Source organism: Cryobacterium sp. 10I5, assembly GCF_035019865.1.
GTDB lineage: Bacteria > Actinomycetota > Actinomycetes > Actinomycetales > Microbacteriaceae > Cryobacterium > Cryobacterium breve_A.
Window position 1 is genome coordinate 1 of the sequence record NZ_JASJVI010000055.1, and the last position, 25,108, is coordinate 25,108.

General features: G+C 68.3%; 26 protein-coding genes. 15 read left to right on the top strand and 11 right to left on the bottom strand.

Annotated elements, in window-relative coordinates:
• Window positions 1-49: 49 nt before the first annotated feature.
• Window positions 50-1,135: an SDR family oxidoreductase gene (locus QN350_RS13340; RefSeq protein WP_323516585.1), complete on the bottom strand. Its 1,086-nt coding sequence runs from the start codon at window positions 1,133-1,135 to the stop codon at window positions 50-52.
• A gap of 263 nt (window positions 1,136-1,398) precedes the next feature.
• On the opposite strand from QN350_RS13340, the gene QN350_RS13345 reads away from it, so the two are divergent.
• The 3 genes from QN350_RS13345 to QN350_RS13355 all read left to right on the top strand — a co-directional run bounded on the left by QN350_RS13345 (window position 1,399) and on the right by QN350_RS13355 (window position 4,489).
• A complete protein-coding gene (locus tag QN350_RS13345) occupies window positions 1,399-2,046 on the top strand; it encodes an XRE family transcriptional regulator (RefSeq protein WP_323516591.1) in 648 nt (215 codons plus the stop codon).
• Window positions 2,047-2,222: 176 nt separating this feature from the next.
• The gene (gene eboE, locus QN350_RS13350) at window positions 2,223-3,431 is read left to right on the top strand and encodes a metabolite traffic protein EboE (RefSeq protein WP_323516596.1); all 1,209 of its coding nucleotides are present in this window, start codon (window positions 2,223-2,225) and stop codon (window positions 3,429-3,431) included.
• Entirely contained in the window at window positions 3,428-4,489 is a 1,062-nt protein-coding gene (locus QN350_RS13355) for a 2,3-butanediol dehydrogenase (protein ID WP_323516597.1), read from the top strand. The genes eboE and QN350_RS13355 overlap by 4 nt, the downstream gene beginning before the upstream one ends.
• Window positions 4,490-4,510: 21 nt before the next feature.
• Here QN350_RS13355 and QN350_RS13360 read toward each other — a convergent pair whose 3' ends face one another.
• Both QN350_RS13360 and QN350_RS13365 read right to left on the bottom strand, forming a co-directional pair.
• Window positions 4,511-5,203 carry a GntR family transcriptional regulator gene (locus tag QN350_RS13360; RefSeq protein ID WP_281533403.1) on the bottom strand — a complete coding sequence of 231 codons (693 nt, stop codon included), beginning with the start codon at window positions 5,201-5,203 and terminating at the stop codon, window positions 4,511-4,513.
• The gene (locus QN350_RS13365) at window positions 5,200-5,733 is read right to left on the bottom strand and encodes a VOC family protein (RefSeq protein WP_323516599.1); all 534 of its coding nucleotides are present in this window, start codon (window positions 5,731-5,733) and stop codon (window positions 5,200-5,202) included. Before QN350_RS13365 ends, QN350_RS13360 begins: the two co-directional genes overlap by 4 nt.
• 173 nt (window positions 5,734-5,906) lie before the next feature.
• Here QN350_RS13365 and QN350_RS13370 point away from each other — a divergent pair, with 173 nt between their 5' ends.
• Genes QN350_RS13370 through QN350_RS13380 form a run of 3 tightly spaced genes read left to right on the top strand, consistent with a single transcriptional unit; the run spans window position 5,907 to window position 9,750 of the window.
• Complete coding sequence (locus tag QN350_RS13370; protein ID WP_323516602.1) at window positions 5,907-8,093, top strand: alpha-ketoacid dehydrogenase subunit alpha/beta; 2,187 nt, start codon at window positions 5,907-5,909, stop codon at window positions 8,091-8,093.
• Window positions 8,093-9,433, top strand: a complete 1,341-nt coding sequence (locus QN350_RS13375; protein WP_323516605.1) for a pyruvate dehydrogenase complex dihydrolipoamide acetyltransferase — start codon at window positions 8,093-8,095, stop codon at window positions 9,431-9,433. The genes QN350_RS13370 and QN350_RS13375 overlap by 1 nt, the downstream gene beginning before the upstream one ends.
• A gap of 50 nt (window positions 9,434-9,483) precedes the next feature.
• The gene (locus QN350_RS13380) at window positions 9,484-9,750 is read left to right on the top strand and encodes a hypothetical protein (protein ID WP_322138331.1); all 267 of its coding nucleotides are present in this window, start codon (window positions 9,484-9,486) and stop codon (window positions 9,748-9,750) included.
• 18 nt (window positions 9,751-9,768) lie between these two features.
• Here the strand turns inward: QN350_RS13380 and QN350_RS13385 are convergent, their stop codons facing one another.
• Window positions 9,769-10,179, bottom strand: a complete 411-nt coding sequence (locus tag QN350_RS13385; RefSeq protein ID WP_323516607.1) for a helix-turn-helix domain-containing protein — start codon at window positions 10,177-10,179, stop codon at window positions 9,769-9,771.
• Window positions 10,180-10,271: 92 nt separating this feature from the next.
• Between QN350_RS13385 and QN350_RS13390 the strand changes: the two genes are divergently transcribed.
• Window positions 10,272-11,126, top strand: coding sequence for an NAD(P)H-binding protein (locus tag QN350_RS13390; protein WP_323516610.1), 855 nt, complete (start codon window positions 10,272-10,274; stop codon window positions 11,124-11,126).
• Between the two features lie 121 nt (window positions 11,127-11,247).
• Here QN350_RS13390 and QN350_RS13395 read toward each other — a convergent pair whose 3' ends face one another.
• Window positions 11,248-12,063 (bottom strand): dienelactone hydrolase family protein, encoded by an 816-nt coding sequence (locus QN350_RS13395; protein WP_323516611.1) that lies wholly within the window; start codon window positions 12,061-12,063, stop codon window positions 11,248-11,250.
• A gap of 175 nt (window positions 12,064-12,238) precedes the next feature.
• On the opposite strand from QN350_RS13395, the gene QN350_RS13400 reads away from it, so the two are divergent.
• Both QN350_RS13400 and QN350_RS13405 read left to right on the top strand, forming a co-directional pair.
• Window positions 12,239-13,603 (top strand): lycopene cyclase family protein, encoded by a 1,365-nt coding sequence (locus QN350_RS13400; protein WP_323516613.1) that lies wholly within the window; start codon window positions 12,239-12,241, stop codon window positions 13,601-13,603.
• A complete protein-coding gene (locus QN350_RS13405; protein ID WP_323516615.1) occupies window positions 13,587-14,702 on the top strand; it encodes a Brp/Blh family beta-carotene 15,15'-dioxygenase in 1,116 nt (371 codons plus the stop codon). Before QN350_RS13400 ends, QN350_RS13405 begins: the two co-directional genes overlap by 17 nt.
• 21 nt (window positions 14,703-14,723) lie before the next feature.
• Here QN350_RS13405 and heR read toward each other — a convergent pair whose 3' ends face one another.
• On the bottom strand, window positions 14,724-15,497 hold the full coding sequence (gene heR / locus QN350_RS13410) for a heliorhodopsin HeR (RefSeq protein WP_323516620.1): 774 nt from the start codon (window positions 15,495-15,497) through the stop codon (window positions 14,724-14,726).
• A 298-nt stretch (window positions 15,498-15,795) separates the two neighbouring features.
• Between heR and QN350_RS13415 the strand changes: the two genes are divergently transcribed.
• Window positions 15,796-16,293 (top strand): GNAT family N-acetyltransferase, encoded by a 498-nt coding sequence (locus QN350_RS13415; protein WP_322138324.1) that lies wholly within the window; start codon window positions 15,796-15,798, stop codon window positions 16,291-16,293.
• An 83-nt stretch (window positions 16,294-16,376) separates the two neighbouring features.
• Here QN350_RS13415 and QN350_RS13420 read toward each other — a convergent pair whose 3' ends face one another.
• A complete protein-coding gene (locus tag QN350_RS13420) occupies window positions 16,377-16,760 on the bottom strand; it encodes a VOC family protein (protein WP_281533390.1) in 384 nt (127 codons plus the stop codon).
• 98 nt (window positions 16,761-16,858) lie between these two features.
• Between QN350_RS13420 and QN350_RS13425 the strand changes: the two genes are divergently transcribed.
• Complete coding sequence (locus tag QN350_RS13425) at window positions 16,859-17,434, top strand: isochorismatase family protein (RefSeq protein WP_322138322.1); 576 nt, start codon at window positions 16,859-16,861, stop codon at window positions 17,432-17,434.
• Between the two features lie 255 nt (window positions 17,435-17,689).
• The gene (locus tag QN350_RS13430) at window positions 17,690-18,454 is read left to right on the top strand and encodes a hypothetical protein (protein WP_323516622.1); all 765 of its coding nucleotides are present in this window, start codon (window positions 17,690-17,692) and stop codon (window positions 18,452-18,454) included.
• A 25-nt stretch (window positions 18,455-18,479) separates the two neighbouring features.
• On the opposite strand, the gene QN350_RS13435 is transcribed toward QN350_RS13430, so the two are convergent.
• Window positions 18,480-19,298 carry a shikimate 5-dehydrogenase gene (locus tag QN350_RS13435; protein ID WP_323516623.1) on the bottom strand — a complete coding sequence of 273 codons (819 nt, stop codon included), beginning with the start codon at window positions 19,296-19,298 and terminating at the stop codon, window positions 18,480-18,482.
• Between the two features lie 87 nt (window positions 19,299-19,385).
• Entirely contained in the window at window positions 19,386-20,243 is an 858-nt protein-coding gene (locus tag QN350_RS13440; RefSeq protein WP_323516624.1) for a PhzF family phenazine biosynthesis protein, read from the bottom strand.
• 58 nt (window positions 20,244-20,301) lie between these two features.
• Here QN350_RS13440 and QN350_RS13445 point away from each other — a divergent pair, with 58 nt between their 5' ends.
• A complete protein-coding gene (locus tag QN350_RS13445; protein WP_323516626.1) occupies window positions 20,302-21,702 on the top strand; it encodes an alpha-amylase family glycosyl hydrolase in 1,401 nt (466 codons plus the stop codon).
• Between the two features lie 154 nt (window positions 21,703-21,856).
• Here the strand turns inward: QN350_RS13445 and QN350_RS13450 are convergent, their stop codons facing one another.
• Window positions 21,857-22,546, bottom strand: coding sequence for a DUF2461 domain-containing protein (locus QN350_RS13450; RefSeq protein WP_323502715.1), 690 nt, complete (start codon window positions 22,544-22,546; stop codon window positions 21,857-21,859).
• A 103-nt stretch (window positions 22,547-22,649) separates the two neighbouring features.
• Here QN350_RS13450 and QN350_RS13455 point away from each other — a divergent pair, with 103 nt between their 5' ends.
• Window positions 22,650-23,246: a hypothetical protein gene (locus QN350_RS13455; RefSeq protein WP_323516628.1), complete on the top strand. Its 597-nt coding sequence runs from the start codon at window positions 22,650-22,652 to the stop codon at window positions 23,244-23,246.
• A gap of 59 nt (window positions 23,247-23,305) precedes the next feature.
• Here the strand turns inward: QN350_RS13455 and QN350_RS13460 are convergent, their stop codons facing one another.
• The gene (locus QN350_RS13460; protein WP_281533384.1) at window positions 23,306-23,794 is read right to left on the bottom strand and encodes an Lrp/AsnC family transcriptional regulator; all 489 of its coding nucleotides are present in this window, start codon (window positions 23,792-23,794) and stop codon (window positions 23,306-23,308) included.
• A gap of 146 nt (window positions 23,795-23,940) precedes the next feature.
• On the opposite strand from QN350_RS13460, the gene ald reads away from it, so the two are divergent.
• Window positions 23,941-25,056 (top strand): alanine dehydrogenase, encoded by a 1,116-nt coding sequence (gene ald / locus QN350_RS13465; protein ID WP_322138315.1) that lies wholly within the window; start codon window positions 23,941-23,943, stop codon window positions 25,054-25,056.
• Window positions 25,057-25,108: the final 52 nt, after the last annotated feature.

A 25,108-nucleotide genomic window follows, 5' to 3' on the forward strand; every position in this document is an offset into this window, starting at 1 on the left:
GACGAGCGCTGCTCGTCCGGGACATCCGTCGTTCGGCGGGGGAAACGGCCTAGGGGATGATCTTCGCCGCGCGGTAGCGCTCGACCTTGTCGAGGAAGCTGTCCGGCGTCGACCGGAAGCCGAGGAAACCGGCCTGGCGACTCTTGTTCATGTCGGTGAAGCACTCGATGTTCCGGCCGAGGTCGCTGTCGGTGTGCCACCAGGACGCCAGGCGGGTGACATCGGTCTCGACGAGTCCTTCCCGTTCGGCGATGGCACTCCAGATCTCGTCCTTGCCGGCCATCTGCACCGTCAGCGGACGGGGTTCACCCTCGAAACCGGCCCAGGGCACGTCGAAGATCGCGGCCACCCTCGGCCACAGCCAGCGCCAGCGGAAGACGTCGCCGTTGGCGATGTTGAAGGCCTCGTTGGCGCCCTCCGGGTGCGTGCCGGCCCAGATGATCTGCTCGGCGAGCAGGTCGACGTCTGTGACGTCGGTGACGCCGTTCCACTGGGTGGCCGACCCGGGGAAGGTGAAGGTGAGCCCGAGTTCCTTGCAGATCGTGGCGTAAACGGAGAGGGTGAGCACCATGTTCATCGCGTTGTCCGTCGCGAATCCGAAGACCGTGTGGGCGCGGTGCACGCTCCAGGTGAAGCCGTTCCGAGCGGCGGACCCGAACAGCTCGTCCTCCTGCGCGTAGTAGAAGTTCGGCTGCGGCAGTCGTGGCTCGTCCTCGTGGAACGGGGTCTCCGCGGTGACGCCGGTCGCATAGTTGTCGAACGGACCGAGGTAGTGCTTGAGCCCGGTCATCAGGGCCACGTGCCTGACCGACTTCTCGCCTTCGAGAGCCGCGAGCACGTTGCGCACGAGGGCACTGTTGACCTCGATGTTCTCGGTCTCGGTGTCCCGCTTCACCCACGCCGTGATCACGACGAGTTCCGGGCGGGTGCCGGTGAGGGCGGCGGCGAGGGACTCGGGGTCGAGGAGGTCTGCCGTCACGGAAGTCACGCCGGCGGTCTCGGAATGACCGCGCCTCGAGAGACCGGTCACGTCCCAGCCCGCGTCGACCAACTGCTTCGCGACGGTTTGGCCCGTGATGCCCGTTGCGCCCACGATGAGCGCGCGCTGGCGGGGGACTGTTGAGGGGGATGTCACAAGTCGATCCTTTCCTGATGGACGGGGACTTCCTTGTCGTCGTCCTGAGGTGTTCAATGTTACTTAACATTGGAATTTCCGGCAAGCCGCACCGGCACGGCCGGAACCGCCGATTTGGCCCTAATGACGGGGTGTTCGGGGCTCATTCTGTGTATATTTGACCGTACTCACCTTTTTTCCGGAGTGTGGGGTGTATAGCCGGGCTTCAATGATGATGCGAGGCAGGTCCTCGTCGTCGTCATGCTGATGTGTGACAGAGGAACATGATGGACAACTTAGGGTCTCGGCTGAAAGACATCAGGCTCAAGGCCGGCCTGACGTTGCGCGAGCTGGCGAGACAGGTCGATGTTTCGCCCTCCTTCGTCTCCCAGATCGAGAACGGCAAGTCCCAGCCGTCCGTCGCGACCCTGTATGCCTTCGCCCAATTGCTGAACGTATCCGTCGACGACCTGTTCGAGAGTAAACCGGCCCTCGGCTCTCCGGTTTCGGCCGTCCATCACGGAGAGGTCCTGAGTCGGGGCGACGTGACGAATCCCTCGGAGGCGTGGCATCCGTCCGAGTACGCGAACCGGGTCTCCGTGGTGCATCCCTCCCATCGGTCTCGACTCAACATGGCCGCAGGAGTCAACTGGGAACGCCTGGCCGCCACGCCGGAGCGCGACGTCAACTTCATGAAGATCGTCTACGCGCCGGGAGCCACGTCGACGGACGAGGGCGATACCGTCTCCCACGCCGGTTACGAATACGGCTACGTCATCTCGGGTGAGCTCGAAGTGACGATCGGTGACGAGGCATTCACGCTGCACGAGGGTGAGTCGCTCGGCTTCGATTCCTCGATCCCGCACAGCCTGAAGAACACCGGAAGCGTCGACGTCCAGGGAATCTGGTTCGTGCACGGCGCCCACGCGTAGCCGATCCGGGCTGGAAGCACTCGTCAGGAGTGCGGTTGACAGCGGCGAGGGAGCCGTCGTAGCCTGTGTGTTAAGAAATACTTAACAGGTGTTCACTCTCGTCTTCGACGACGGCACCTTTCCTTGATATCACGACGATGTGAGCCGGATGACCGGCGGAAAAGGACCAGACCTCCATGGATCTCGGACGCGGCCTCGGCCACCTGTCATATTCCACCCTCGTGCACGCCGGCGACACCTGGGCGGAGATGAAGGAGAGCCTGCACACCTTCGTCCCCGCCGTGAAGGCTCGGGTCTCGCCCGATCAGCGCTTCGGCGTCTCGTTGCGCATCTCGGCCGACTCGGCGAAGACCCTCGCCGCGAGTCCCGCGGAACGGGCCGAGCTCAGGGCGTTCCTCGACGCCAACGACCTGTACGTCTATACCGTGAACGCGTTCCCGTACGGGCCGTTCAAGGGCGATCTGGTGATGGAGCGGGTCTACGAACCCGACTGGTCGACCGACGACCGGGTCGCGTACACGAACTCGGTCGCCGACATCCTCGCGGAGATCGCTCCGGCGGACGTGAGCCCCAGCATCCAGACGGCCCCGCTCGCGTTCGCCCCCAACGTCACGGACGACGACTACGTCGCCCGGTTCACCACCAACCTGTTCCGGGTCATCGCCCATCTCGTCGACCTCGAGGCGCGCACGGGACGCCGGGTCAAGCTCGCCCTCGAGCCGGAACCCGCCTGCTTCCTCGAGACCACGGCGGAGACCGTCGCGTACTTCACCGAACGCGTCTACTCGCCTCAGGGCATCTCCGAGCTCGCGCGGCTCTCCGGACTGCCGCTCTCCGAGGCCGAGGGCGCGATGCGCCGCTACCTCGGCATCGTCTTCGACATCGGCCACCAGTCCGTCGGCTTCGAGGACATCCCCGCATGGCTCCGCAGCCTGGTCGACGCCGGGATCCCGATCTTCAAGCTCCAGGAGGCCGCAGCCCTCTGGGTTCGGGACCTCACCCCGGGCCTCATTCCCCAGCTGCGCGTCTTCACCGACACGATCTACCTGAGCCAGACGACGATGCGCCAGGATGGTGCGGTCACGAAGTTCCTCACCCTCGGCGACGCGCTCGACGCGTACGAGGCGAACCCCGTCCCCACCGAGATCCGCACCCACTTCCACGTTCCGGTCTTCCTCGAGGAACTCGGCCCGTTCGTCACGACGCGGTTCGCGGTGCAGCAGGCGCTGCAGATGCATCGCGAGACACCGCTCTCCGACCACCTGGAAATCGAGACGTACACCTGGGACGTGCTCCCGGCGCACCTCAAGACCGGCGACATCACCGATTACGTGACCCGCGAACTCGAGTTCGTCCGCGCTGAGCTGTTGGACCCCCGGCCGTGAGGGCCGCCGTTTTCCACGGAGCCGGCGACATCCGCGTCGAGGAGATCACGGCTCCGGGGACACCCCGCGCCGGCGAGGTGCTGGTCAGGCCGCTGTGGTGCGGTATCTGCGGCACCGACCTGCACGAATACGCCCAGGGCCCGATCGTGATTCCGCGGGAGCCGCATCCGCTCACCGGGGCGTGCGGCTCGCAGATCCTCGGCCACGAGTTCTCGGCCGAAGTGGTCGAGGTCGGCGAGGGGGTGACCGCGGTGCGGCCGGGCGAGCGGGTGTCGGTGATGCCGCTGCTGTCCTGCGGGCACTGCTACTTCTGCCGCAGGGGACTGAACCACCTCTGCCGCACGATGGCCGCGGTCGGGCTCAGCTACCAGTGGGGCGGTATCGCCGACCTCGCCATCGTGCCTGCCGTGAACGTCACGGCGCTCCCCGACGGCGTCTCCGACCTGCAGGGCGCCGTTGTCGAACCCGGCGCCGTCGCGGCCTACGGTGTGGACACCGCCCGGGTGCGCCCCGGCGACAACGTGCTCATCACCGGGGCCGGGCCGATCGGGGCGCTCGCGTCGCTCTATGCGGCCTCGCTCGGGGCGAACGTCTTCGTTTCGGAGGTCAATCCGGTGCGCGCGGCGCTCGTGCGCAGCTTCGACGTCGGGGTGGTGCTCGACCCGACCGCCGTCGACGTGCCGGGCTGGCTCCGCGACCGCACAGACGGCATCGGTGTCGACGCGGTGATCGAATGCTCGGGGAACGAGCGGGCACTGCAGGCGGCGATCGCCTCGGTGCGTTCTGCTGGGAGGATCTCCCAGACCGGGCTGCACACGAAGGCGGCGGCGATCGACCCCATGGTCATCTCCGAGCACGACATCACGATCTCGGGCACCTGGTGCTTCCCGGTCACCGACTGGCCGCGCATCATCGACCTGATCGACAGGGGCCGGTACCCGGTGGAGAAGGTCGTGACGGCCCAGATCGCGCTGGAGGATGTCGTGGCCCAGGGCTTCGACACGCTGCTGTCACCGACCGGCGACCAGGTCAAGGTGCTCGTGCACGCCGGCTCGTGACGCCCCGTCCCTGGCGGCCGCCTACTGAGCGAAGAGTGCCGGATGCTTGGACAGTTCGAGCCGGGTGCGGCGGATGTGCCCGCCCAGCATCCGCTCGGCTTCCTCGCTGTCGCCGCGCCGCAGCGCCCCGATCAGCAACTGATGCTCGTAGTGCACGGCGCGACCAGCGTCCGGGCCGATCAGCGTGGTGAATGCGCGGCGGTAGTGCTGGGTCGAGTTCCACAACCGATGTACCGTCTCGCCGAGGATCGACGTGACGGCACCGGAGTATGAGAGCAGGTGGAACTCGCGGTCCAGGCGCAGGAAGGTCTCGACGTCCGTGCCGGCCTGCATCTCGTCGGCGAGCTCCTGCAGGCGGCCGAGCGTCTCCGGCGACAGCTGGGGCAGGCTGTAGCGCAGCAGCAGCGGCTCGATGCGCTCGCGGATCTGGTACATCTCCTCGCACTCCGCGAGGCTCAGGTGCGAGACCCACGCACCGGTGTTCGCGACGAGGGTGACGAGGCCGTCGGACTCCAGGATGCGCAGCGCCTCGCGAACGGGGAGCCGGCTCGCGCCGAACTGTTCGGCGACATCTTCCTGGCGGATCCGGGTGCCGGGGGCGTACGCGCCGGACAGGATCTCGTCCCGCAAGCGCGTGGCGATCCGGCTGCCGGCGCTGCCGTCGCGGCTGGGGGCGCTGGCCATGGGGTCCGTCCGGTCGGTGGTGGCGGTCATTCGGCCGGGTGGGCCGGATGCCACAGTTTAGTGGCAGCATCCTTCTCGTAGGCCTTGCCGTCCGGGTAGCTCACGAGCTCGAACTGCATGCCCCAGGGGCTGCGGAAGTAGACCCAGCGCTGGCCGGTACTCCAGCTGGAACTCGACGTCGGTTCGCCCATGATCTCCACGCCGTGAACCCGCAGGTGCTCGAGGGCGGCGTCGAAGTCGTCGACGTAGAAGGCCAGGTGATGCCCGCCGATGTCACTGTTCCTCGGTTCGGGAGTCACTTCATCCGCTGGTTCGTACTGGAAGACCTCGAAATTCGGCCCGTGACCGCACCGGAAGAAGCGGAGCTCGCGCATCACCGTGCGCGGGTGCACGCCGAGGTGCTCGAGCATCCAGTCGCCTTCGGCGTGGGCGAACGGGCCGAGCGAGTAGACGAGCTCGCAGCCGATCACGTCGACCAGGAATCGTTCGGCCTCGTCGAGGTCGGGGACCGTGAAACCGATGTGTTCCGTGCCGCGCAGACCCGGGATGCCGTTGACCATCGAGAACTCCTTCGTTCGACGTCGATTTCTCTCATTGTATCCAAAGACCCGAATTGCGCGTGTCCTGATCGGAGATGTTGCAGCTAATCCTTGGCATTGGATTCAATCGACGATACAGTGTTGCTCACATGTAGTCGATCCCCGTGATCGACACGACCAATGGAGACCGGCACATGCCTGAACGACGACGTTTGGATCCCCTGGCCCCGTGGGTCGAGCTCAGCACCACGGCGCAGGACTGGGCGAGTGCGGACCCGGCACTCCTGGCCACCATGCTCGGCCAGCTGCACCTCATCCGTGCCTTCGAAGAAACGGTGCTCGAACTCGCCGGCGAGGGCCTCGTGCACGGGCCCGCGCACTCCAGCATCGGCCAGGAGGGCGGGGCGGTCGGCTCGATCGTCGGCCTCGGGTCGACGGATGCGATCAACGGCTCGCACCGCGGGCATCACCAGTTCCTTGCCAAGGCGATCAACCACGTCTCCGGTGGCGCCCTCGACCCCGCGGCGCTCGTGACCGCGGACATCCAGACCGTGCTGCAGCGCACCCTCGCCGAGATCCTCGGGCTCGCCCAGGGCTACTGCCGGGGCCGCGGCGGCTCGATGCACCTGCAGTGGTTCGAGGCCGGCGCGCTCGGCACCAACGCGATCGTCGGCGGCGGAGTTCCGCTCGCCGCCGGCAACGCCTGGGCCCAGAAGCACGCGGGCACGACGGATGTCACGGTGAGCTACTTCGGGGACGGCGCGACCAACATCGGCTCGGTACTCGAAACCATGAACCTCGCGTCGGCGTGGAAGCTGCCACTCGCCTTCTTCATCGAGAACAACCTCTACGCCGTGTCGACCACGGTGGCCGAGTCGACCGGCGAACCGCGGCTCTCGGCCCGGGCGCTCGGGTTCGGCATTCCGAGCTGGCGGGTCGACGGCATGGACCCGCTTGCCGTGCACCTGGCGACGAAGGAGGCCGAACAGGTGATGCGGTCCGGCCAGGGACCCGCCGTCGTCGAGGTCGAGGTCTACCGCTTCTTCCACCAGAACGGACCGTACCCGGGCAGCGCCTTCGGCTACCGCACCAAGGACGAAGAGGCCGCCTGGCGCGCCCGCGACCCTCTGGACCGGGTCGCCCGCGAGATGATCGCGCTCGGCCAGATCGACACGGCCGGCATCGCCGCGGTGCGCGAGCAGGCCCAGTCCGCGATGCGGGCTGCCGTGGCCGAACTTCTCGAGGCCGACCCGGAGTCGGCAGGCAAGCGCCGGATCCGGCCGGAACTCTGGCCCGACGTGGACTTCGTCAACGTCGGGGTGCGCGGCGACGCGAGCGAACTCACCGCCCTGCGCACACTCGAGCCGACCGACTACCGGGGCGAGCTCGAGACGAAGAAGTTCGTCGACGCCGTCGCCGCCGTGATGGACCGCCGCATGGCGGAGGACGCCCGAATCGTCGTGCTCGGCGAAGACGTGCACCGCCTCAACGGCGGCACCAACGGCGCGACCAAGGGACTCGCGAAGAAGTTTCCGGGCCGGGTGCTCGGCACGCCGATCAGCGAGAACGCCTTCGCCGGCCTCGGCGGCGGGATGGCGCTCGACGGGCGCTACCGCCCGGTCGTCGAGTTCATGTACCCGGACTTCATGTGGGTGGCCGCCGACCAGGTCTTCAACCAGATCGGCAAGGCGCGGCACATGTTCGGTGGCGAGAACCCGGTGCCCCTCGTGCTGCGCACGAAGGTCGCGATGGGAAGCGGCTACGGCTCGCAGCACCTGATGGACCCCGCGGGCATCTTCGCGACGAGCCCCGGCTGGCGCATCGTGGCCCCGTCATCGGCGGCCGACTACATCGGCCTGATGAATACCGCGCTGGCCCTGCAGGACCCGGTGCTCGTGATCGAGCACGTCGACCTCTATGCCGAAAGCGGCGAGGTGCCCGCGGGCGACCTCGACTACTTCATCCCGCTGGGGAAGGCGGCCCTGCGCCGCGAAGGCACCGACGTCACCGTGATCAGCTACCTGTCCATGGTCAAGCACTCTCTCGAGGCCGTCGAGCAGACCGGCATGAGCGCGGACGTCATCGATCTGCGCTGGCTAGACCGGGCCTCGATCGACTGGGACACCATCGGCACGAGCATCCGCAAGACCAACAGCGTTCTCATCGTCGAGCAGGGGGCCCGCGGCACGTCCTACGGCGCCTGGCTGTCCGACGAGATCCAGCGCCGGTTCTTCGACTACCTTGACCAGCCGATCGAACGAGTGACCGGTGGCGAGGCGAGCCCGAGCATCTCCCGCGTTCTCGAGCGCGCGGCCATCGCGCGCACCGAGGACGTCGTCGCGGGCCTCGAGATCATCAAGCTCGGTCTGGGAACCCGCTGATGGCCACGCTCGTGCGCATGCCGGAGGTGCTCGCCAACGCCGCAGAAGCCGCCATCCAGACCTGGCTCGTGAAGGTGGGCGACACCGTGGCGATCGGCCAGCCGCTCGCCGAGATCGAGACGGAGAAGGCGGTCGTCGAGTACCGCGCCGAAACGGAGGGGGTGCTCGCGCGCGTCATCGTCCCGGAGGGCGTGCCCGTCGAAGTGGGTGTGCCGATCGGCGTGATCGCCGCCGTCGGCGAAGCGGAGTCGGACATCGATGCCTTCCTCGCCGGTGACACTCCGCAGCAGGCAGGGTCGGCAACCCCGGATTCGGCAACCCCGGAGACGGCAACCCCGGCGGCGGCGACGCCGGCCGGGGCAGGTCCGGTCGAATCAGCCCCGGACGGGCAGGCACCGCTCGCCGCGGCCAACGGCCGGCGTCAATTCGCCAGTCCGCTCGTGCGCCGCATCGCCAGGGAACGCGCGCTCGACCTGTCCCGCGTCGTCGGCAGTGGCCCGAACGGGCGGATCGTGCGCCGGGACCTCGACACCCTCAAGCCCGCGCCCGCGGCTGCGGTCGCGTCATCGCCGGAGCCCGTTACACCGGTGGCGGCCCCTGCGATGTCCATTCCGGCGGTACCCACGGTCGGTTCCACCGGCACATCCGTGGTCGACGCCTCCGGGTTCACCGACGTTCCCCACACCGGGATGCGACGGGCGATCGCGCGCCGCCTGACCGAGAGCAAGTCGACGGTGCCGCACTTCTACATCACGGCGGACTGCCGTGTCGAGCGCCTGCTCGCCCTCCGCAGCGAGATCAACGCGACGTCGCCGCGGAAGATCTCGGTCAACGACTTCGTGGTCAAGGCCGTCGCGGTGGCGCTCGTCCGGGTGCCCGCGGCGAACGTGATCTGGACCGAGACCGCCACGCGGCGATTCGAGCACGTCGATCTCTCGGTGGCGGTGTCCACCGAGACGGGGCTGCTGACCCCGGTCCTGCGTGGCGTCGAGGGCCTCACGCTGACGAACATCAGTGAGCGGGTCGCCGACCTCGCCGCTCGGGCGCGCCAGGGGAAGCTGCGGCAACAGGAACTCGAGGGCGGCAGCTTCGCCATCTCGAATCTCGGCATGTTCGGGGTCGACCAGTTCTCGGCCATCCTGAACCCGCCGCAGTCCGGCATCCTCGCCGTCGGCGCCGCGAAACAACGGCCGGTCGTCGACGGTGGACAGTTGTCGGTCGGCACCGTCATGACGGTGACCCTGTCGGCTGACCACCGGGTGGTCGACGGTGCTGTGGCTGCGGAATGGATGGCGCAGTTCGTGGCCTGCATCGAGAACCCACTCTCTATAATCATCTGAGGTTGCCAGCACGAAAGGCTGCCGACATCCCCGTGAGCAAAGGCGCGCATATGGACCCCCGACTCGAACGTCTCGTCGCAGAGCGGACATCCCTCACGGCCGAATCGGAACGCCTGGCCGCGCTCATCGCTGAGGAACGGTCTGGCCGGGCGTTGCGGGCGATCGCCCTCGCCTACGGGACGGGCTGCAAGGACGACTTCGAGCGGGAGCGCCAGTGCCGCGCGGATGAAGAGCAGATGAAGCAGGTGCGTTCCCGCACCCGAGCCCTCGACCGTCAGTACCGCCACCTGACCACGAGCGCCCGCGGAAGCGGGTGAATCGTCGTTCTGACGGGCTCAGAACGACGATTCACCCGCTTGCGCGACGGGCAGAGCGGGCGTGCCAGTGATCTCGTCGGCGTTGTCGGCGATCCAGTCCATCAGGGGGACCAGGCGGTCGGCCAGCTCGTGGCCCCTGGTGGTCAGCTCGTAGTCGACGCGCGGCGGGATCGTCGCCTGCGCCTCGCGGTTCACGAACCCGTCTGACTCGAGGGTGCGCAGCGTCGACGCGAGCATCTTCTCGCTGATGCCCTCGATGGAGCGTCGCAACTCGCCCCAGCGGAGCGAGTCCTGCTGCAGGGCGAGCAGGATCAGCACGCCCCACTTGCTCGTGACGTGGTCGAGCACGGTGCGCGTCGCGCACTTGGCCGGGTAGACACCGGAGACGGCACCGGGACGCACCCGCGAGACGTCAAAACTAACCTTCATGTGGGTAGCTTACCTAAAGGTGGGTACCCGCGTGCGGGAAGGTACTCGGCCGTGCCGTGGTTGACTCTGACACGCCACCGAAAGGACAACACATGTCATACCTCGTCACCGCCACCTCTGGTCACCTCGGCCGCCTCATCGTCGAATCCCTCCTCGCCCGCGGCGCGGCCCCGGACAGCATCGTCGCGACGGCCCGCAACGTCGACAAGCTTTCCGCTCTCGCCGCGCTCGGCGTGCGCACCGCGGTGCTCGACTACAGCAACCCCGAGACCGTGACGTCCGTCGTCGAACCGGGCGACGTGCTGATGCTCGTCTCCGGCAGCGAGGTCGGCCAGCGCGTGCCACAGCACACTGCCGTCATCGCGGCAGCGCAGGCAGCCGGCGTCGGCCGCATCGTCTACACGAGCGCACCGAAGGCCACGACCTCCGCGCTCATACTGGCGCCGGAGCACAAGGCCACCGAGGAGTTCCTTATCGCCTCCGAGGTGCCCTTCACCATCCTCCGCAACGGCTGGTACACCGAGAACTACGCCGGGGAGATCGAGAAGGCGCGTCAGGCCGGTGAGATCGTCGCGAGCGTCGGCGCCGGCCGGGTCGCGAGTGCGAGCCGGGCCGATTACGCGGATGCCGCGGCCGCGGCCATCCTCGACGACTCGCTCGCGGGCCAGACCCTCGAACTCTCGGGCGACCACGCCTGGGACTTCGCCGAACTCGCCGCCACGATCGGAACCCTCATCGGCTCATCGGTGGTATTCCGCAACCTGACACCCGCAGCACACGCGGAGCTGCTCGCGTCGTTCGGCCTCGACGCGGGCACGGTCGGCTTCGTCGTGGGTCTCGACGCCAACATCCGCGACGGGCTGCTCGGCGAGACGAGCGGCGACCTGGCCCGCCTGATCGGCCGGCCGACGACCCCGCTCGCGGCGGGCCTCGCCGAGAGCCTGTAGGCGGGGGCCCGAGGGCGGAGCCATTGCTGCTCGCGCGATTCCCTGGCATCGCGCGTTTCGCTGAGCAATCCGCTCGGGTTGCAAACGGGGCCGGGCAACCGGGCCAGGAACGTGACCTCGCTCAGCCGATCCGCTCCTTCAGGAACGCCACAACCCGGTCGCGGGCGGCCGATGCGGAGTTCGCCGGATTCTCGCGCACCTCATTGGTCAGCACAGAGTGTGCCGACTTCGGGTACCCATCGGGATTGCCCGGCGACGAGTCCAGTTGGATGATCTCGAAGGCCTCGCCCAGGCGCGCCTTGATGGTGTCGAACCGGGCTCGTGGCACGGAGCCGTCTTCGCTGAAGCGCAACCCCAGTGCGCACACCTCGCCTGCGCTCGCGCGGGCCGCGATGCGGTCGAAGTCTTCCGGGGAGACTCCCGGGTCGAGTCGGCGGGCGCGGCCCAGCGGAAACGGCACGGCGGGTTGGCTCAGCACAGAGGCCGCGACCGAATCGTCAATCGCGGCGCCCAGGGCGAAGCCGCCCGTGAAGCACTGGCCGATCATGCCCACGCCTTTGCCGGGGGTGCGGGAGGCGAGGTCGGATGCGACTGCCCTCAGATAATCCGTGATGGGGCGATGTGCATTCGTGGCGAACGCCCGGAACTCCGACGAGACGCACAGCCGAAGCACCGTCCCCAGGATGTACCCGCCCGAAGCGGCCCGCCCCGGATCGCCGAACGGCGAGGGCACGACCACGGTGAAGCCCGCCGCGACGAGGTGCTCGGCAAGGCCGAGAACCTGCGGTGTGATCCCGGGGATCTCCGGGATCAGCACCACCCCGGGCCCTGAACCCTTCTCGTAACAGTCGTAGGTCCGGCCCGCTCCGGTGAACGGGGCTCGCACCCATCCGGTGAGCGGGGCTACGGGGGCTGACGGGGTACCTGAGGCTGCCATGCGTACATCCTCTCCTGCCCGGTCCCGCACGGAAACCAGACCGGCCGGTTCTTCCCAATTTTGCTTAGATGTTCATCTACTTACACGTTCATCTACTTAGAATCTAAATTACTTGTAACAGGATCACTCCGGCTCATCCGCCTCCGCCTCCGCCTGACGTCCCACGAAGGACACCGTGACTCCCAGCATTCTTCCGTTCGGTCGCCACGAAACGCGCGACAGCGGTGGCGCTCTGCCGTGGAGTGAGGAGGGCACCACGCTGCCCGGTCCTCAGGAGCCGAGTCCGCTGGGCCGTGGTGTCGCCGTCCAGGTCCCGGACTCGCTTGTCATCGACGTCCCCGATACCGGCGTCTACGATGTGGTCATCCTTGGTGCGGGATGCTCGGGGCTCTCCCTCTGCCTGGCCCTTCTGGAGCACGGGGCCACCGGCCCGATCCTGTTGGTCGATTCGCGCACCGAGTACCACGACGACCGCACCTGGAGTTTCTGGGATGTCGAGCCGACCCGGTTCACGCACCTGGCTCGGGCGCGCTGGACCACGTGGCGGGTGTCGACGGCTACGGACCAGGTCCGCTCGTCGACTCTCAGCACTCCCTACGTCTCGCTCGCCGCAAACGATTTCTACCGTTACGTGCTTGGTCGCCTGGCGGAGTACCCCAATGTCCGGTTCCTGACGGGCGAGGACGTGGTGGGCTACAGCGAGATCGCGGATGGTCTCGAGGTCGCCACGACCCGGTTCCGGTTGCGCGGCGCGCAACTCGTCGACAGCCGCGGGCTTCAGCCGACCCGAGGGGAGCGCGACGACATCGCACGACGTTCCACCTGGGTGCCGCAGAAGTTCGTGGGCTGGCATTTGGTGAGCTCGCGGCCCGTCTTCCACGCCGACGAGTGCCTGCTGATGGACTTCGATGTCGACCAAACCCGGGGACTGCGTTTCGGCTATGTCCTTCCCGTTTCGCCGAATGAAGCCCTTGTCGAGAATGTCTATCTTGCCGACGTGCCCGTGACCGAGGCCGAGCACCGCGCTGAGCTCGAGGCTTACGTCGAGAGCCGCTTCGGCCTCGAGCGCGGCGACTACGAGATCCTCGGTGACGAGCGCGGGTACATCCCGATGACCGATCACGTCTTCACCCAGCGACCGATGCCCCGGGTATCGGTGATCGGAACCCTCGGCGGTGCAACGCGCCCGAGTACCGGCTACACCTTCCTGCGCATCCAGCGCTCGAGCGACGAGACAGCCCTGCGACTTCTCGGCGATTCCCCGGACGACGGTCGGATTCACACCTCTCGAACCTCGATCCTCGACAGGGTATTTCTGCGATTCCTCAAGGACCACCCGGAGAGGGCCCCACTGGTGTTCGCCCGAATGTTCGCGCGGGTGCCCGCGGAGAGCCTGGTGCGATTCCTGTCCGACCGGAGCGGGCCGATCGACATCGCCCGGCTGATCCTGGCCCTCCCGAAGCGCTGGTTCCTCGGGTCCGCCTTCCTGGTCGTGCTGCGAATGGTCACAGACAGGGGGCGGCATGACCGACACAACTGAGCCCGCTGACGCCACGGATCTCGCCGAAGCCGCGGATCTCGCCGTCTGGCGGCGGGCCAGGAGACAGCTGTTCGTCCCCGTTGACATCCTCGTGCTCGCTCTGTCCGTGGCCTGCGCGGCCGGGCTGCCCATCCCCGAGGCGCTTCAGTATGTGCCGTTCGCCCTGGGCCTCGTGGTTTTCGGCCTGCCCCACGGAGCCCTGGACCATCTGGTGCCGGCCCGGCTCGCCGGCCGACGCCCGACCGTTGCCACCGTGGCCCCGGTCGTCGGCCTCTACCTCGTACTCGGCGTCGCCGTCGCGGCCCTGTGGGTCGTCAGCCCGACCGTTGCGTTCGTCTTCTTCATCGCTCTCACATGGTTCCACTGGGGCCAGGGCGACGCTTTCGCCTCGGCCCGACGCACCGGGGAACGCCTCGGGTGGCCGAGGGCGATTGGATTCCCGCTGCTGCGGGGCGCCCTCCCGATGGTCGTTCCGTTGATCGCGTTCCCCGCCACATACGCCGTCGTCCTCGGGGCCACCACGCACGCCTTTGGAGGCGACTCACCATCAGGGACCCTTGCCCCGGGCATCCGGCTCGCACTCGGTGTCGGCATGCTCGTTCTCGCCATCACCGTCGCCCTGCTCGATGCGTGGGAGCGACGTGGCACCGCGGGCGGCCGGAGGGCCTGGCTCGGCGACATGGCAGAAGTGGCCCTTCTGGCCTTCTTCTTCTCAACAGTGCCGCCCGTGCTCGCCGTCGGACTCTACTTCGCCCTCTGGCACTCTCTCCGTCACATCGTGCGACTGTCGCTGTTGGATCCTGCGCTGTCCCGTCCCCTCGACGAGGGCCGGTGGGGGATCGTGCTGCTCCGGTTCAGCGGGCAGGCGGCCCCGGTCACGGGCATCGCCCTGTTGATCCTGGCGGGCCTCTTCTTCGCGCTCACACCGAGGACATCCGGCGGCCCGATGGGCCTCCTCGGTATCTATCTCGTGCTCATCTCGGCCCTGACCGTTCCCCACACCGTCATCGTTGCGATGATGGACCACGCGCAGGGCCGTCGGTCCGGCCGCACGCCGGCGCCCGAGCATCTCGACGCCTCAACGGCACGGGACGCCTGACGCGGCCACCGGTGCGGCCGCCTACTGTGGTGGGCCCGCGGCCAGGAGGATGACCGCCACGACCTGCCAGGCGAAGGCTGCTCGTGTCACGAGGCCGAGCACCAGATACGCACGCTCCTCGGTGGGGTAGGTGCGTCCCGCGGGAACGCCGCGGAACCCGAGCCACTGGTTGACCCCGAAACCGAAGAACAGCAGAAGAAGGGTGATGGTGAGCAGCCGGATCCCGCCGGGCTGGTCGTAGCCGCTTGTCGCTCCCGGAGCGAGGACGTGCAGAGCGATGACCCCCCACGGAACGATCCCGATCACGCTTGCGACGACGAAGGGGCGGAGGGTCCGGGCGGGGGTGCCGAGCCGTTCCTGCAGCCAGAGCAGGAGGACCACGGCCGACTGGGCCGTGTAGGTCAGGACGAGCGTGCCGACATCCGTGATGCCGTTCAGCTGTGCGATCAGGAACAGCATGATCGACGAGCTGAACGCGTACTCGACCCACCGGATCGGGTTGCGCTGTCCCTCGATCGCGCCCCGGTAGTGGGCGCCGAGGATCGGCGACGCGATGAGCAGATGAGTGACGGCCGGCAGCAGGAGCGCAATGACGGCACCGATGCCGACATCGACGGCAGCGACCGAAATGCGTTCCGGCGGCAGTCCCGAAGCCGGCGATCCGGTCGGGTACTCGACGGTGACAGGAAGGAGAAGATGCCCTGAGTGGTTCACCGTCCAGGCAACCGCGACCGCCTGGGCGAGGTGCAGGATGCCCGCGACGAGATTCAGCATACGAAGGTTCACGTGGGCCATGCGCGTCCCCGTGCTGGAGTCTGCTCGAGGTCGGATGCGCGCTGCCGGTGGGCCACCACACCAGTCTGTACCACCGGTCGCGCGCCCGCGCGCTCTGGCCTGAACGGCGACCTTCTCGCCCTCGGCGTGGCGTTCGCGTTGGTCGGAGTGCGTCGCCTCCGCGATCCGCGTAACCACCCCCGCAGCTGAGCCGGTTCCGGGGGAGCGGGCGCGACAGCATCCGCGCCCGGCTCGGTAGGCTGTGCGTCTGAGACGTTTGCGCCGCAGACACCCGAGCGAGACGACTGAGGATTTCACCATGAGTGGCAGCACCGAACTCCCGTTCCGTTTCGAGCGGGTGGAGTGGGCCGACCCGCGCGCCGCCGTGCTGCGCGCGCGGATGGACGTGGAGATGACCGCGCGCTACGCCGGCCCGAGCAACCCCGAACTCGACGATGCCGTGACCGAGGCGCTCAGGATCGACCCGGCCGACATCCTGGCGACCGTGCTCGTGATCGACGGCGACGACACCCCCATCGCCCACGCGGCCCTGCGCATCCACGATGGCGACTGGGAGGTCAAGCGCGTGATCGTCGCCGACGACCAGCGCGGGCGCGGGGTCGGCCGTGCGCTGATGAACGAGCTCGAGCGCATCGCCCGTGCCGCCGGTGTGCCGCGCCTCATCCTGCAGACCGGCAGCAAACAACCGGATGCCGTCGCCCTCTACGAAAAGATCGGCTACACGCCGATCCCGATCTACGAGCCGTACATCGAGGCGATCCCGCACTCCTTCTGCTTCGAGAAGCTGCTCGCCTGACCTGCTCCCCGGACTGATTCGACGGAGTCACGTGATCAGCCCGGGAAGCTCCATGAGCCGGCACGAACCGGGTTCGGTGCGCGTCAGGCAGGCTTCGCGTACTGGCCGATTTCCTGCAGTGCCCAGGAGTTCCCGTCGGGATCGCTGAAGTACGCGTACTTGACGCCACCCATGTCGTGGATCTCGGTGATCTGCAGGCCACGGTTCGCGAGTTCGTCCCGCGCCGCGCCGATGTCGGAGACGACCAGGTGCAGGTTCTTGACCGTACCGTGCTCGGGGCCGTTCCCCATGCCGGTCCCGATGACCACGGAGCACGCCGAGCCCGGCGGGGTGAGCTGCACGATCCGCATTCCGTTGCCGGGCTGCACATCGTGGTCCAGGTGGAAGCCGACGACATCCACGTAGAAGGCCTTGCTCCGTTCGACGTCCGCAACGGGCAAGGGCACAAGCTCCAGTCGCATGTCCATGGTCGTCACTGTATCAAGGAGCGACAGGCACTCGCAGCGGGCAGTGGCGTGGGGTAGCGTGGCGGTCCACACCGTCAGACAGCTTCTGAGGAGGAACCGTGACCACCCTCGACAACCGGCCGAAGACGGCCCTGCTCGTCATCGACGTCCAGACCGGTTTCGTGAAGGACGCCTACGAGCGGGACGCGATCGTCGGGAACGTTCGCACCGTCGTCGACAAGGCGCGCGCCGCCGGCGCCGACCTCGTCTGGGTGCAGCACCACAACGACGACCTGCCGCAGGGCAGCGAACTCTGGCAGCTCGTGCCCGAACTCGTGCGCCTCGAGGCGGAGCCGCTCGTGAACAAGGCATACGCCGACGCCTTCGAAGACACCGACCTCGAGTCCGTGCTCGCTGAACGCGGTATCGGCCGGCTCGTCATCGCCGGTGCGCAAACGGATGAGTGCATCCGGTCGACGCTCCACGGCGCGATCGTCCGCGGGTACGACGCCCTCCTCGTCAGCGACGCCCACACCACCGAGGACCTCCGGGAGTATGGCGCGCCGTCGCCGGACCTGGTGATCGCCCACACCAACCTGTACTGGGAATACCACACGGCTCCCGGACGGACCGCGGGCACGGTGACGACCGCCGACCTCGACTTCACGGTGCCGCTGCCCCCGAGCAACTCCTGACAAAGGCCCGTGTGGGCAACTCAGGAAGAACGTCCGATCGTCGACCGCCGGGCCCCGGTATTCCGGGCTGGGCGTGGCCACCGGGATCGGATTTCCTGAGTTGACCACGGTGGCGGTTCGACACGGGGTGTGGGGAGCGGACCGGCCCAAGTCTGAGAGGTCGCCGGGACGGCCTATCGCCGACGGCCCCCGCGCTGCAAACTCGGGGGAGACAAGGCAACTCAGACCTCGCGTCAGCGGGACGAGGAGTGAACCATGGGCATACAGACTCGGGTTTCGACGAGGGCATCGGGGCGACGCGTTGGCGTGAAAGCCGGCGTCGGCATCCTGGCCGCGGCACTTGTTCTCGCCGGAGCCGCGACGGTCGCGCCCGCGTCAGCCGAGACCGCCATACCCGACGGCGCGGCCGAGGCCAGCGACATTCCCTCGGTGAAGGCCATCGACTCCGACCAGGTCATCACCGACCCGGCCTGGTTCGCCGCCGCGTACGCCGAGGGATTCCGCCTCTACATTCTGGCCACGACGAATTGGGGTACCTGCACCCCAGCGGCCCACACCCAGCCGCAACTGCAGATGGCGCTCGACGCCGGGCTGAAGGTCGCCGCGTACACCCGCGACCCCGCCTGCTGGCAGGCCGGCATCGCGGCAACCGGTCCGTACAGCACCGTGCTCCAGTTCTTCGCCCTCGACATCGAGACCGGGAGCCCGCCGCTCACCCGCGCCATGATCACCGGGGTGCAGGACCTCGGGGTGCGCCCGGTCATCTACAGCGGAGCCGCGATGTGGCCGCTCCTGATGGGAGACACGACGGAGTTCTCCGACGTCGCCCTCTGGGACACCGCGGCCGGCCCGCTCGACTTTCCGAGCTGGACACCCGACGTCCTCGCCCCCGAACCGGTGCCGTACGGCGGCTGGAATGACTCGGGGAACCTGCGGATCGGCGTGCAGCAGGAGTTCGAGCGCACCCTCAACGGCGTCAGGGTCGACTTGAATTCCTTCGACGCCGCGTTCCTCTACTGATCTCCTGATCTACTGATCTCCAGATCTACTGGCGCGAGAAGACGGATGCCGCCAGGACCTGCTCCGGGGTCGGCCGCACCCCGGTGTACAGCTCGAACTGGTGCGCGGCCTGCAGCGCGATGACCTCTGCGCCGGTGACGACCCGCTTCCCGGCCGCCCGGGCCGCCAAGATCAGGGGTGTCTCGGCCGGAAGGGCGACCACGTCGAAGACGGTCGTGGCCGCCTCCACCGTGCCGAGCGGGTAGGAGAGGCTCTCGGATTCTGCGCCACCGCTCATCCCGATCGGAGTCACGTTGACGATGAGCGGCGCGGTCTCGGTTCCCGGGTCCGGCAGCCACCGGTAGCCGAGCTCGTCCGCGAGCCGGCGACCGCTGGCCTCGTTGCGGGCGATGATGGTTCCGCTGGAGAAGCCGGCGTCCCGGAACGCCGCACCGACGGCCTTCGCCATTCCGCCGCTGCCGCGGAGCAGGAGCGGTGTGCCCGGATCGATGCCGTGCCCGGCGATGAGTTCGGCAATGGCCAGGTAGTCGGTGTTCGACGCCTTCAGGACCCCGTTGTCGTTGACGATGGTGTTCACCGACCGGATTGCGGTCGCGGAGGCATCCATTTCATCGACGAGCGCGATGACGTCCTCTTTGAACGGCATCGACACGGAGCAGCCGCGGATGCCGAGCGCCCGCACGCCGCCGATCGCCGCCGTGATGTCGGTCGTCGTGAACGCCTTGTAGATGAAGTCGAGCCCGAGCTCGTCGTAGAGGTAGTTGTGGAAACGGGTGCCGATGTTGCTCGGGCGGGCCGCGAGCGAGATGCACAACTGCGTGTCCTTGTTGAGAGCTGGCTTCATGGTTCTTCTCCCGGGATGAGGTGCGGTCTTTCCACGGTACCCGGACGGACCGGCCGGAGGTTCGGCAGGCGGTTGAGGAGATCGGGTTCAGGAGATGACCGAGGCGGTGCCGGACACCACGATGCCGCCCGTCGCGGGGATGTCGACGGTGAGCAGGCTCGGGCGCCCGACGTGACGGCCCTGCCGGATCAGCACCCGCGCCGGGGCGTCGACGAGGCCGAGCGCCCGGAGGTAGCCGCCGACGGAGGCCGCCGCGGATCCCGTAGCCGGGTCCTCGGTCATCGTCCCGACCGGGAACAGGTTGCGGGCCTCGAATTCGAGCGGCCCCAGCACGCGGAGGGTCGTCACGGTGCCCGCCCAGCCCTCGGCATCCATCAGGGAACGCACCGCGGCCGGGTCGAACCGGAAGCCGTCGAAGGTCGCCGTCTCCGCGAAGACGAGCACCGGGTGCACGTTGCCCGCGAAGGCGAGCCGGGGCGGGTAGTCCGGGTGCAGGTCGGCGGCGTCGACGGCGAGCAGCCGCAGCAGGTGCTCGAGCACGGATGCCCCGATCGGCTCCACCCGCGTCTCGACACTCGTGAACGAGGCCACGATCCCGTCAGCGGTGCGCCGGGTGTCGATCCGCACCTCACCGATGTTCGTCTCGAACACGAAGGATTCCGCGTCACCGCGGCCGGCGAGCGCGACGGCGGTCGCGATCGTCGCGTGACCGCAGAACGGCACCTCCGCCGTGGGGGAGAAGTAGCGGATCCCCGCCCGGCCGGGCTCCTGCCGGGTCGGCGGGCGGGTCAGGAACGCGGTCTCCGCATACCCGAGCGACGCCGCGATGCGCTGCATCTCGGCGTCGGGAAGTGCACTCGCGTCGAGCACGACGCCGGCCGGGTTCCCGCCGTGCGGTTCGGAGGCGAAGGCCGTCAGGCGCAGGATCTCGGTCTCGTCGGACATGCCCACCACCCTAGGCCACCGGTGCCACGCCGCCCAGGGGAGTGCCAAGCTGAGAGACATGATGATCAGCACCACGGATGCCGCCGGGCGCGTCGAACCCGACTGGGTACGCCACGCGATCTGGTGGCAGCTCTACCCGCTCGGTTTCGTCGGCAGCTACCCGATCGCCGCGGGCGAACCCGTCCCGACGGCCGGCGAGCACCGCCTGCTGCGGATCGTGGCCTGGCTCGACCACGCGATCGAGCTCGGCGCCTCGGGCGTGGCCCTCGGCCCGATCTTCGCATCCACGACCCACGGCTACGACACGAGCGACTACTACCGCATCGACCCTCGCCTCGGCGAGGACGCCGACTTCGACACCCTCGTCGCCGAAGCGCACGCGCGCGGGCTGCGGGTACTCCTCGACGGGGTGTTCAACCACGTCGGGCCCGACTTCCCGCGCTACCGTGAGGCGCTCGAACAGGGCCCCGGCAGTGACGCGGCCGCCTGGTTCCAGACCGACACCCCGGACAGCGCCCAGGCCGGCGCCCCGGTAGGCGAGGCCGGCTTCGGGACCTTCGAAGGGCATTCCGGACTCATCAGTCTCGACCACGGCAACCCGGAGGTCGCCGACTATGTGACCGGCGTGCTCGAACACTGGCTCGACCGCGGCGCGGACGGCTGGCGGCTCGACGCCGCGTACGCGGTCCCCGCTGAATTCTGGGCCGGAATCCTGCCCCGGGTGCGCGAACGACACCCGCAGGCGTGGTTCCTCGGCGAGGTCATCCACGGCGACTACCCCGCGATCGTCTCGGCGGCCACCCTCGACTCCGTCACTCAATACGAGCTCTGGAAGGCGATCTGGAGCAGCCTCAACGACCACAACCCGCACGAGCTGGCCTGGTCGCTCGACCGGCACAACGGCTTCCTCGACACCTTCACCCCGGCGACCTTCGTCGGCAACCACGACGTCACCCGAATCAACAGCCGCCTCGAGGACCCCCGGCACCTCGCGCACGCGCTCGCCGTGCTCTTCACGACCGGCGGCACCCCGTCGATCTATGCGGGCGACGAGTACGGGTACACCGGGCTCAAGACCGAGGAGTTCGGCGGCGACGACGCGATCCGGCCGGAGTTCCCGGCGGACGGCCCTCCGGCGCTGACCGACCCCGAGCGCGCGGTCTACCGGCTGCACCAGGGCCTGGTCGGGCTGCGCAGGCGGCATCCGTGGCTGCACGAGGCCAGAACCCGCCTCCTCGACAGCGGGGCCGACCACCTCGTCTACGAGGCGCGGTCCGGAGATGATGCGCTTGTCGTCGCGCTCAACCTCGGCGACGAGCCGTGCGGCGTCGACCTGGGCCGCTCGGGGCTGGCCCCGCTCCTGCCCGGGGGCACGCCGACGCCGCGGGGGTCGCGTGCCACGATCGCGCCGCACGGCTGGCAGGTGCTCGCGCCAGCGGCCGACGACTCGGCACGGTAGACCCGATGCGGCCAGGGCCGGTCGGGTCAGGGCCGGTCGGGGGTTGCAGGCCATGCTGGCGATGACGTAGGTCGAGATCCGGGTGCTCGAGGGTGCCTACGACGGTTCGTAGCGGCATCCGCCGGGCGACCGGCCGGGGCGGCGCATCCTCCCGTCAGTGGCGCTGCTCGAGGCGCAGCGTGGCCAGCGGCACGTTCAGGAAATCGACCAGGGGCGTCAGCGCCTCGAAGCGTTCGATCACGAGGGTGAGGAAGGCATCCGTCTCGGCGACCGATGCCGGCAGGGTCGCGAAGGTCGCCCACTGGCGGCGGCGCAACAGGTCGACGGCGGGGTGGTCGACGGGGTATCCGCGCGGCGGACGCACGAGCGGATTGCCGTCCGCGGGGTCGAACAGGCCCGTGACGCGGGGATCGGCGAGCAGGGCGCGAAGCTCCCCGTGGTGCGCGACGATGTGGTCGCGAATCGCGGTGAGCTGCTCGGGGGAGGGTGCATAGCATCCGCCCGCGATCAGGACCTCATGGCCGGACACGCTGAGGAAGTAACTCGCACCGGTCTTCTCCGAACCCCCCAGCGGCCAGGATGCGGCGACGTTCGTCTTGTACGGGGACTTGTCCTTCGAGAACCGCACGTCGCGGTAGATGCGCATGATCGCCTTCTGCGGCGGCCGCACGTGCCGGGGGGCGAATCCCGCGAGGGACTCGTTGACCCGGTCGACCAGGTCGAGCATCGGCTCCCGGACCTCGCTCAGGTACACCGGCTTGTGGTCCTCGAACCAGCCCCGGTCGTTGTGTCCTTCCAACTCGCGCAGGAACTGCAGCGCCTCACCGGAAAAATGCGTCGTCATACTCTCGCCTCCTCTCGTAGTCTGGCAGCATCGCTGGGCGGGTCGTCGCCCGGATGCGGTCCAACGCTGGCCAGTGTCCGTGGCCCATGCTACTTTTTGCGACATGGAGCAGAGAGAGCTATTTCTTCAGTCGGATGCCGCGTTGCGCTCCGTCATCGACCGGATCACGCCGGAGCAGCTGACCCTTCCTGCCCCCGCGGAGTGGACCAGTAAAGAGAACCCCACGATCAGGGACATCCTCGCCGCGCACGCACGTGACGAGGCCTGGGTCGGGGACGTGCTCGCGGGCCACACCATCGAGGAGGTCGGTGACCGTTTCAACGGCGACCTGCTCGGGTCGGATCCGATCGCGAGCTACGACCGGATCAATGATGAGGCCACGGCCGTCGTGCTGCAGGACCTCGATCCCGCTGCGATCGTGCACCTCCAGTATGGCGACTACCCGCTCGCCGAGTACCTGCAGCACACGAGCATCTACCGCGCCTTCCAGGCGTGGTCGATCGCGAACTTCCTCGGCCAGGAGTATGCGCTGCCGGCTCCACTTGTCGATCTGCTCTGGGAGCAGATCCTGCCCCAGGTGGACGACTGGCGCCAGTATGGCGTGTTCCCCGCCGAGGTCGAGGTACCCGCAGACGCCGACAAGGAGACCCGGCTGCTCGGCAAGACCGGCTTCTGGAAGCCCAGCCGCAGCACGGACTGACCAGGCCGACCGACTGGGCCAACCGGCACCACCCGGCGAGGCTCCTCGACGCCCGGCTGCTACTTGCCCGAAGAGAGCCCGTTGTAGTGGTGCTCGAAGACGAGGCTGGTGCGCGTCGAGGCGACCGCAGGGTTCGCCGACAGGTTCTCGAGCACGAAGTCGCGCACATCGTCGGAGTCGCGCGCCACGAGATGGATGATGAAGTCCTCGGTCCCGCCGAGGAAGAAGACCTGCACGACCCGCGGCATCGCCCGGATCTCGTCCCGGAACGCCGGGATCTGCGTGCGCGCGCCCGAGCGGATGCTGACGCTGATCAACGCCTGAAGGCCGAGCCCGAGGGCCTTCGGGTCGACGAGGGTCGTGAAACGGGTGATGATGCCCCGTGTGACGAGGGAGCGCACCCGGGCGATGCACGTCGATTCCGCGATCCCCGCCGCGGTCGCGAGCCTGCTGTTGCTCATCCGCGAGTCGGCCTGGAGCAGCGCCACGAGCGTGTTGTCCACGGTGTCGAGTTCATCGCCGCCCCGAATCCTCTTCGTTTCCGTCATGCGTTGGCCCCTCTCAACTGAATATCGCGCTGTCTTTCGACCAAGTATCGCGGATTCCACGCTTGTCACGTACAGGAAACGAATACCAAGCATTATTTTCCCTATCCACCGGTAAGTCCGGCCATCCACCGCAGACGGAGTCCCCCATGAAGGTCGGCATCCCCACCGAGATCAAGAACAACGAGAATCGCGTGGCCATCACTCCGGCCGGCGTGCACGAACTCGCCATCCGCGGCCATGAGGTCCTCGTGCAGGCCGGCGCCGGAATAGGCTCCGGGTTCAGCGATGACGCCTTCCGCGTGGCCGGCGCGGCCATCCTCGGCACGGCCGCCGAGGTCTGGGCCGCCGCGGAGCTGCTGCTCAAGGTCAAGGAGCCCATCGAAGCCGAATATCCCCTGATGCGCGACGGGCAGGTGCTCTTCACCTACCTGCACCTCGCGGCGTCCCGTCCGACCACGGATGCCCTCCTCACCTCCGGTACGACGGCGATCGCCTACGAAACGGTCCAGCTCGCCGACCGCAGCCTGCCGCTGCTGTCCCCGATGAGCGAGGTGGCCGGGCGCCTGTCGGTGCAGGTCGGCGCGTACCACCTGATGAGCGCGAATGGTGGCACCGGAATCCTCCTCGGCGGCGTCGCGGGTACCCCCAAGGCGAAGGTCGTCATCATCGGCGGCGGTGTCGCCGGAGAGCACGCAGCCGCGAACGCCCTCGGCATGGGCGCGGACGTCACGATCATCGACCTGTCGATCGCCCGGCTGCGCCAGTTGGAGAACCGGTTCAACGGCGCCGTCCAGACCCGCGCGTCCACCCGGTACGAAATCGCAGAGCAGGTCCGCGGTGCCGACCTCGTGATCGGCTCCGTACTGATCCCGGGCGCCCAGGCGCCGAAGCTCGTCACAGACGCCATGGTCGCCACGATGAAGCCGGGTTCCGTGCTCGTGGACATCGCGATCGACCAGGGCGGCTGCTTCGAGGGATCCCACGCCACGACCCATGACAAGCCGACCTTCGCCGTGCACGACAGCATCTACTACTGCGTCGCCAACATGCCGGGAGCGGTCCCCGCGACGTCGACCCGCGCGCTCACCAACGCGACCCTGCCCTACGTGGTCGCGCTCGCAGACAAGGGCTGGAAGCAGGCCATCGCCGACGACGCCGCACTCGCCAAGGGCCTGAACGTGCACGCCGGCCGCATCACGAACGAGCACGTTGCCGCAGCGTTCAGCGCTCCCGTGCTGACCCTCGCCGAGATCATCGGCTAGCGTTCCGCCCCCGCCCCCGCACCCGCGGCATCCGCCTCGCACGTCCGCGCAC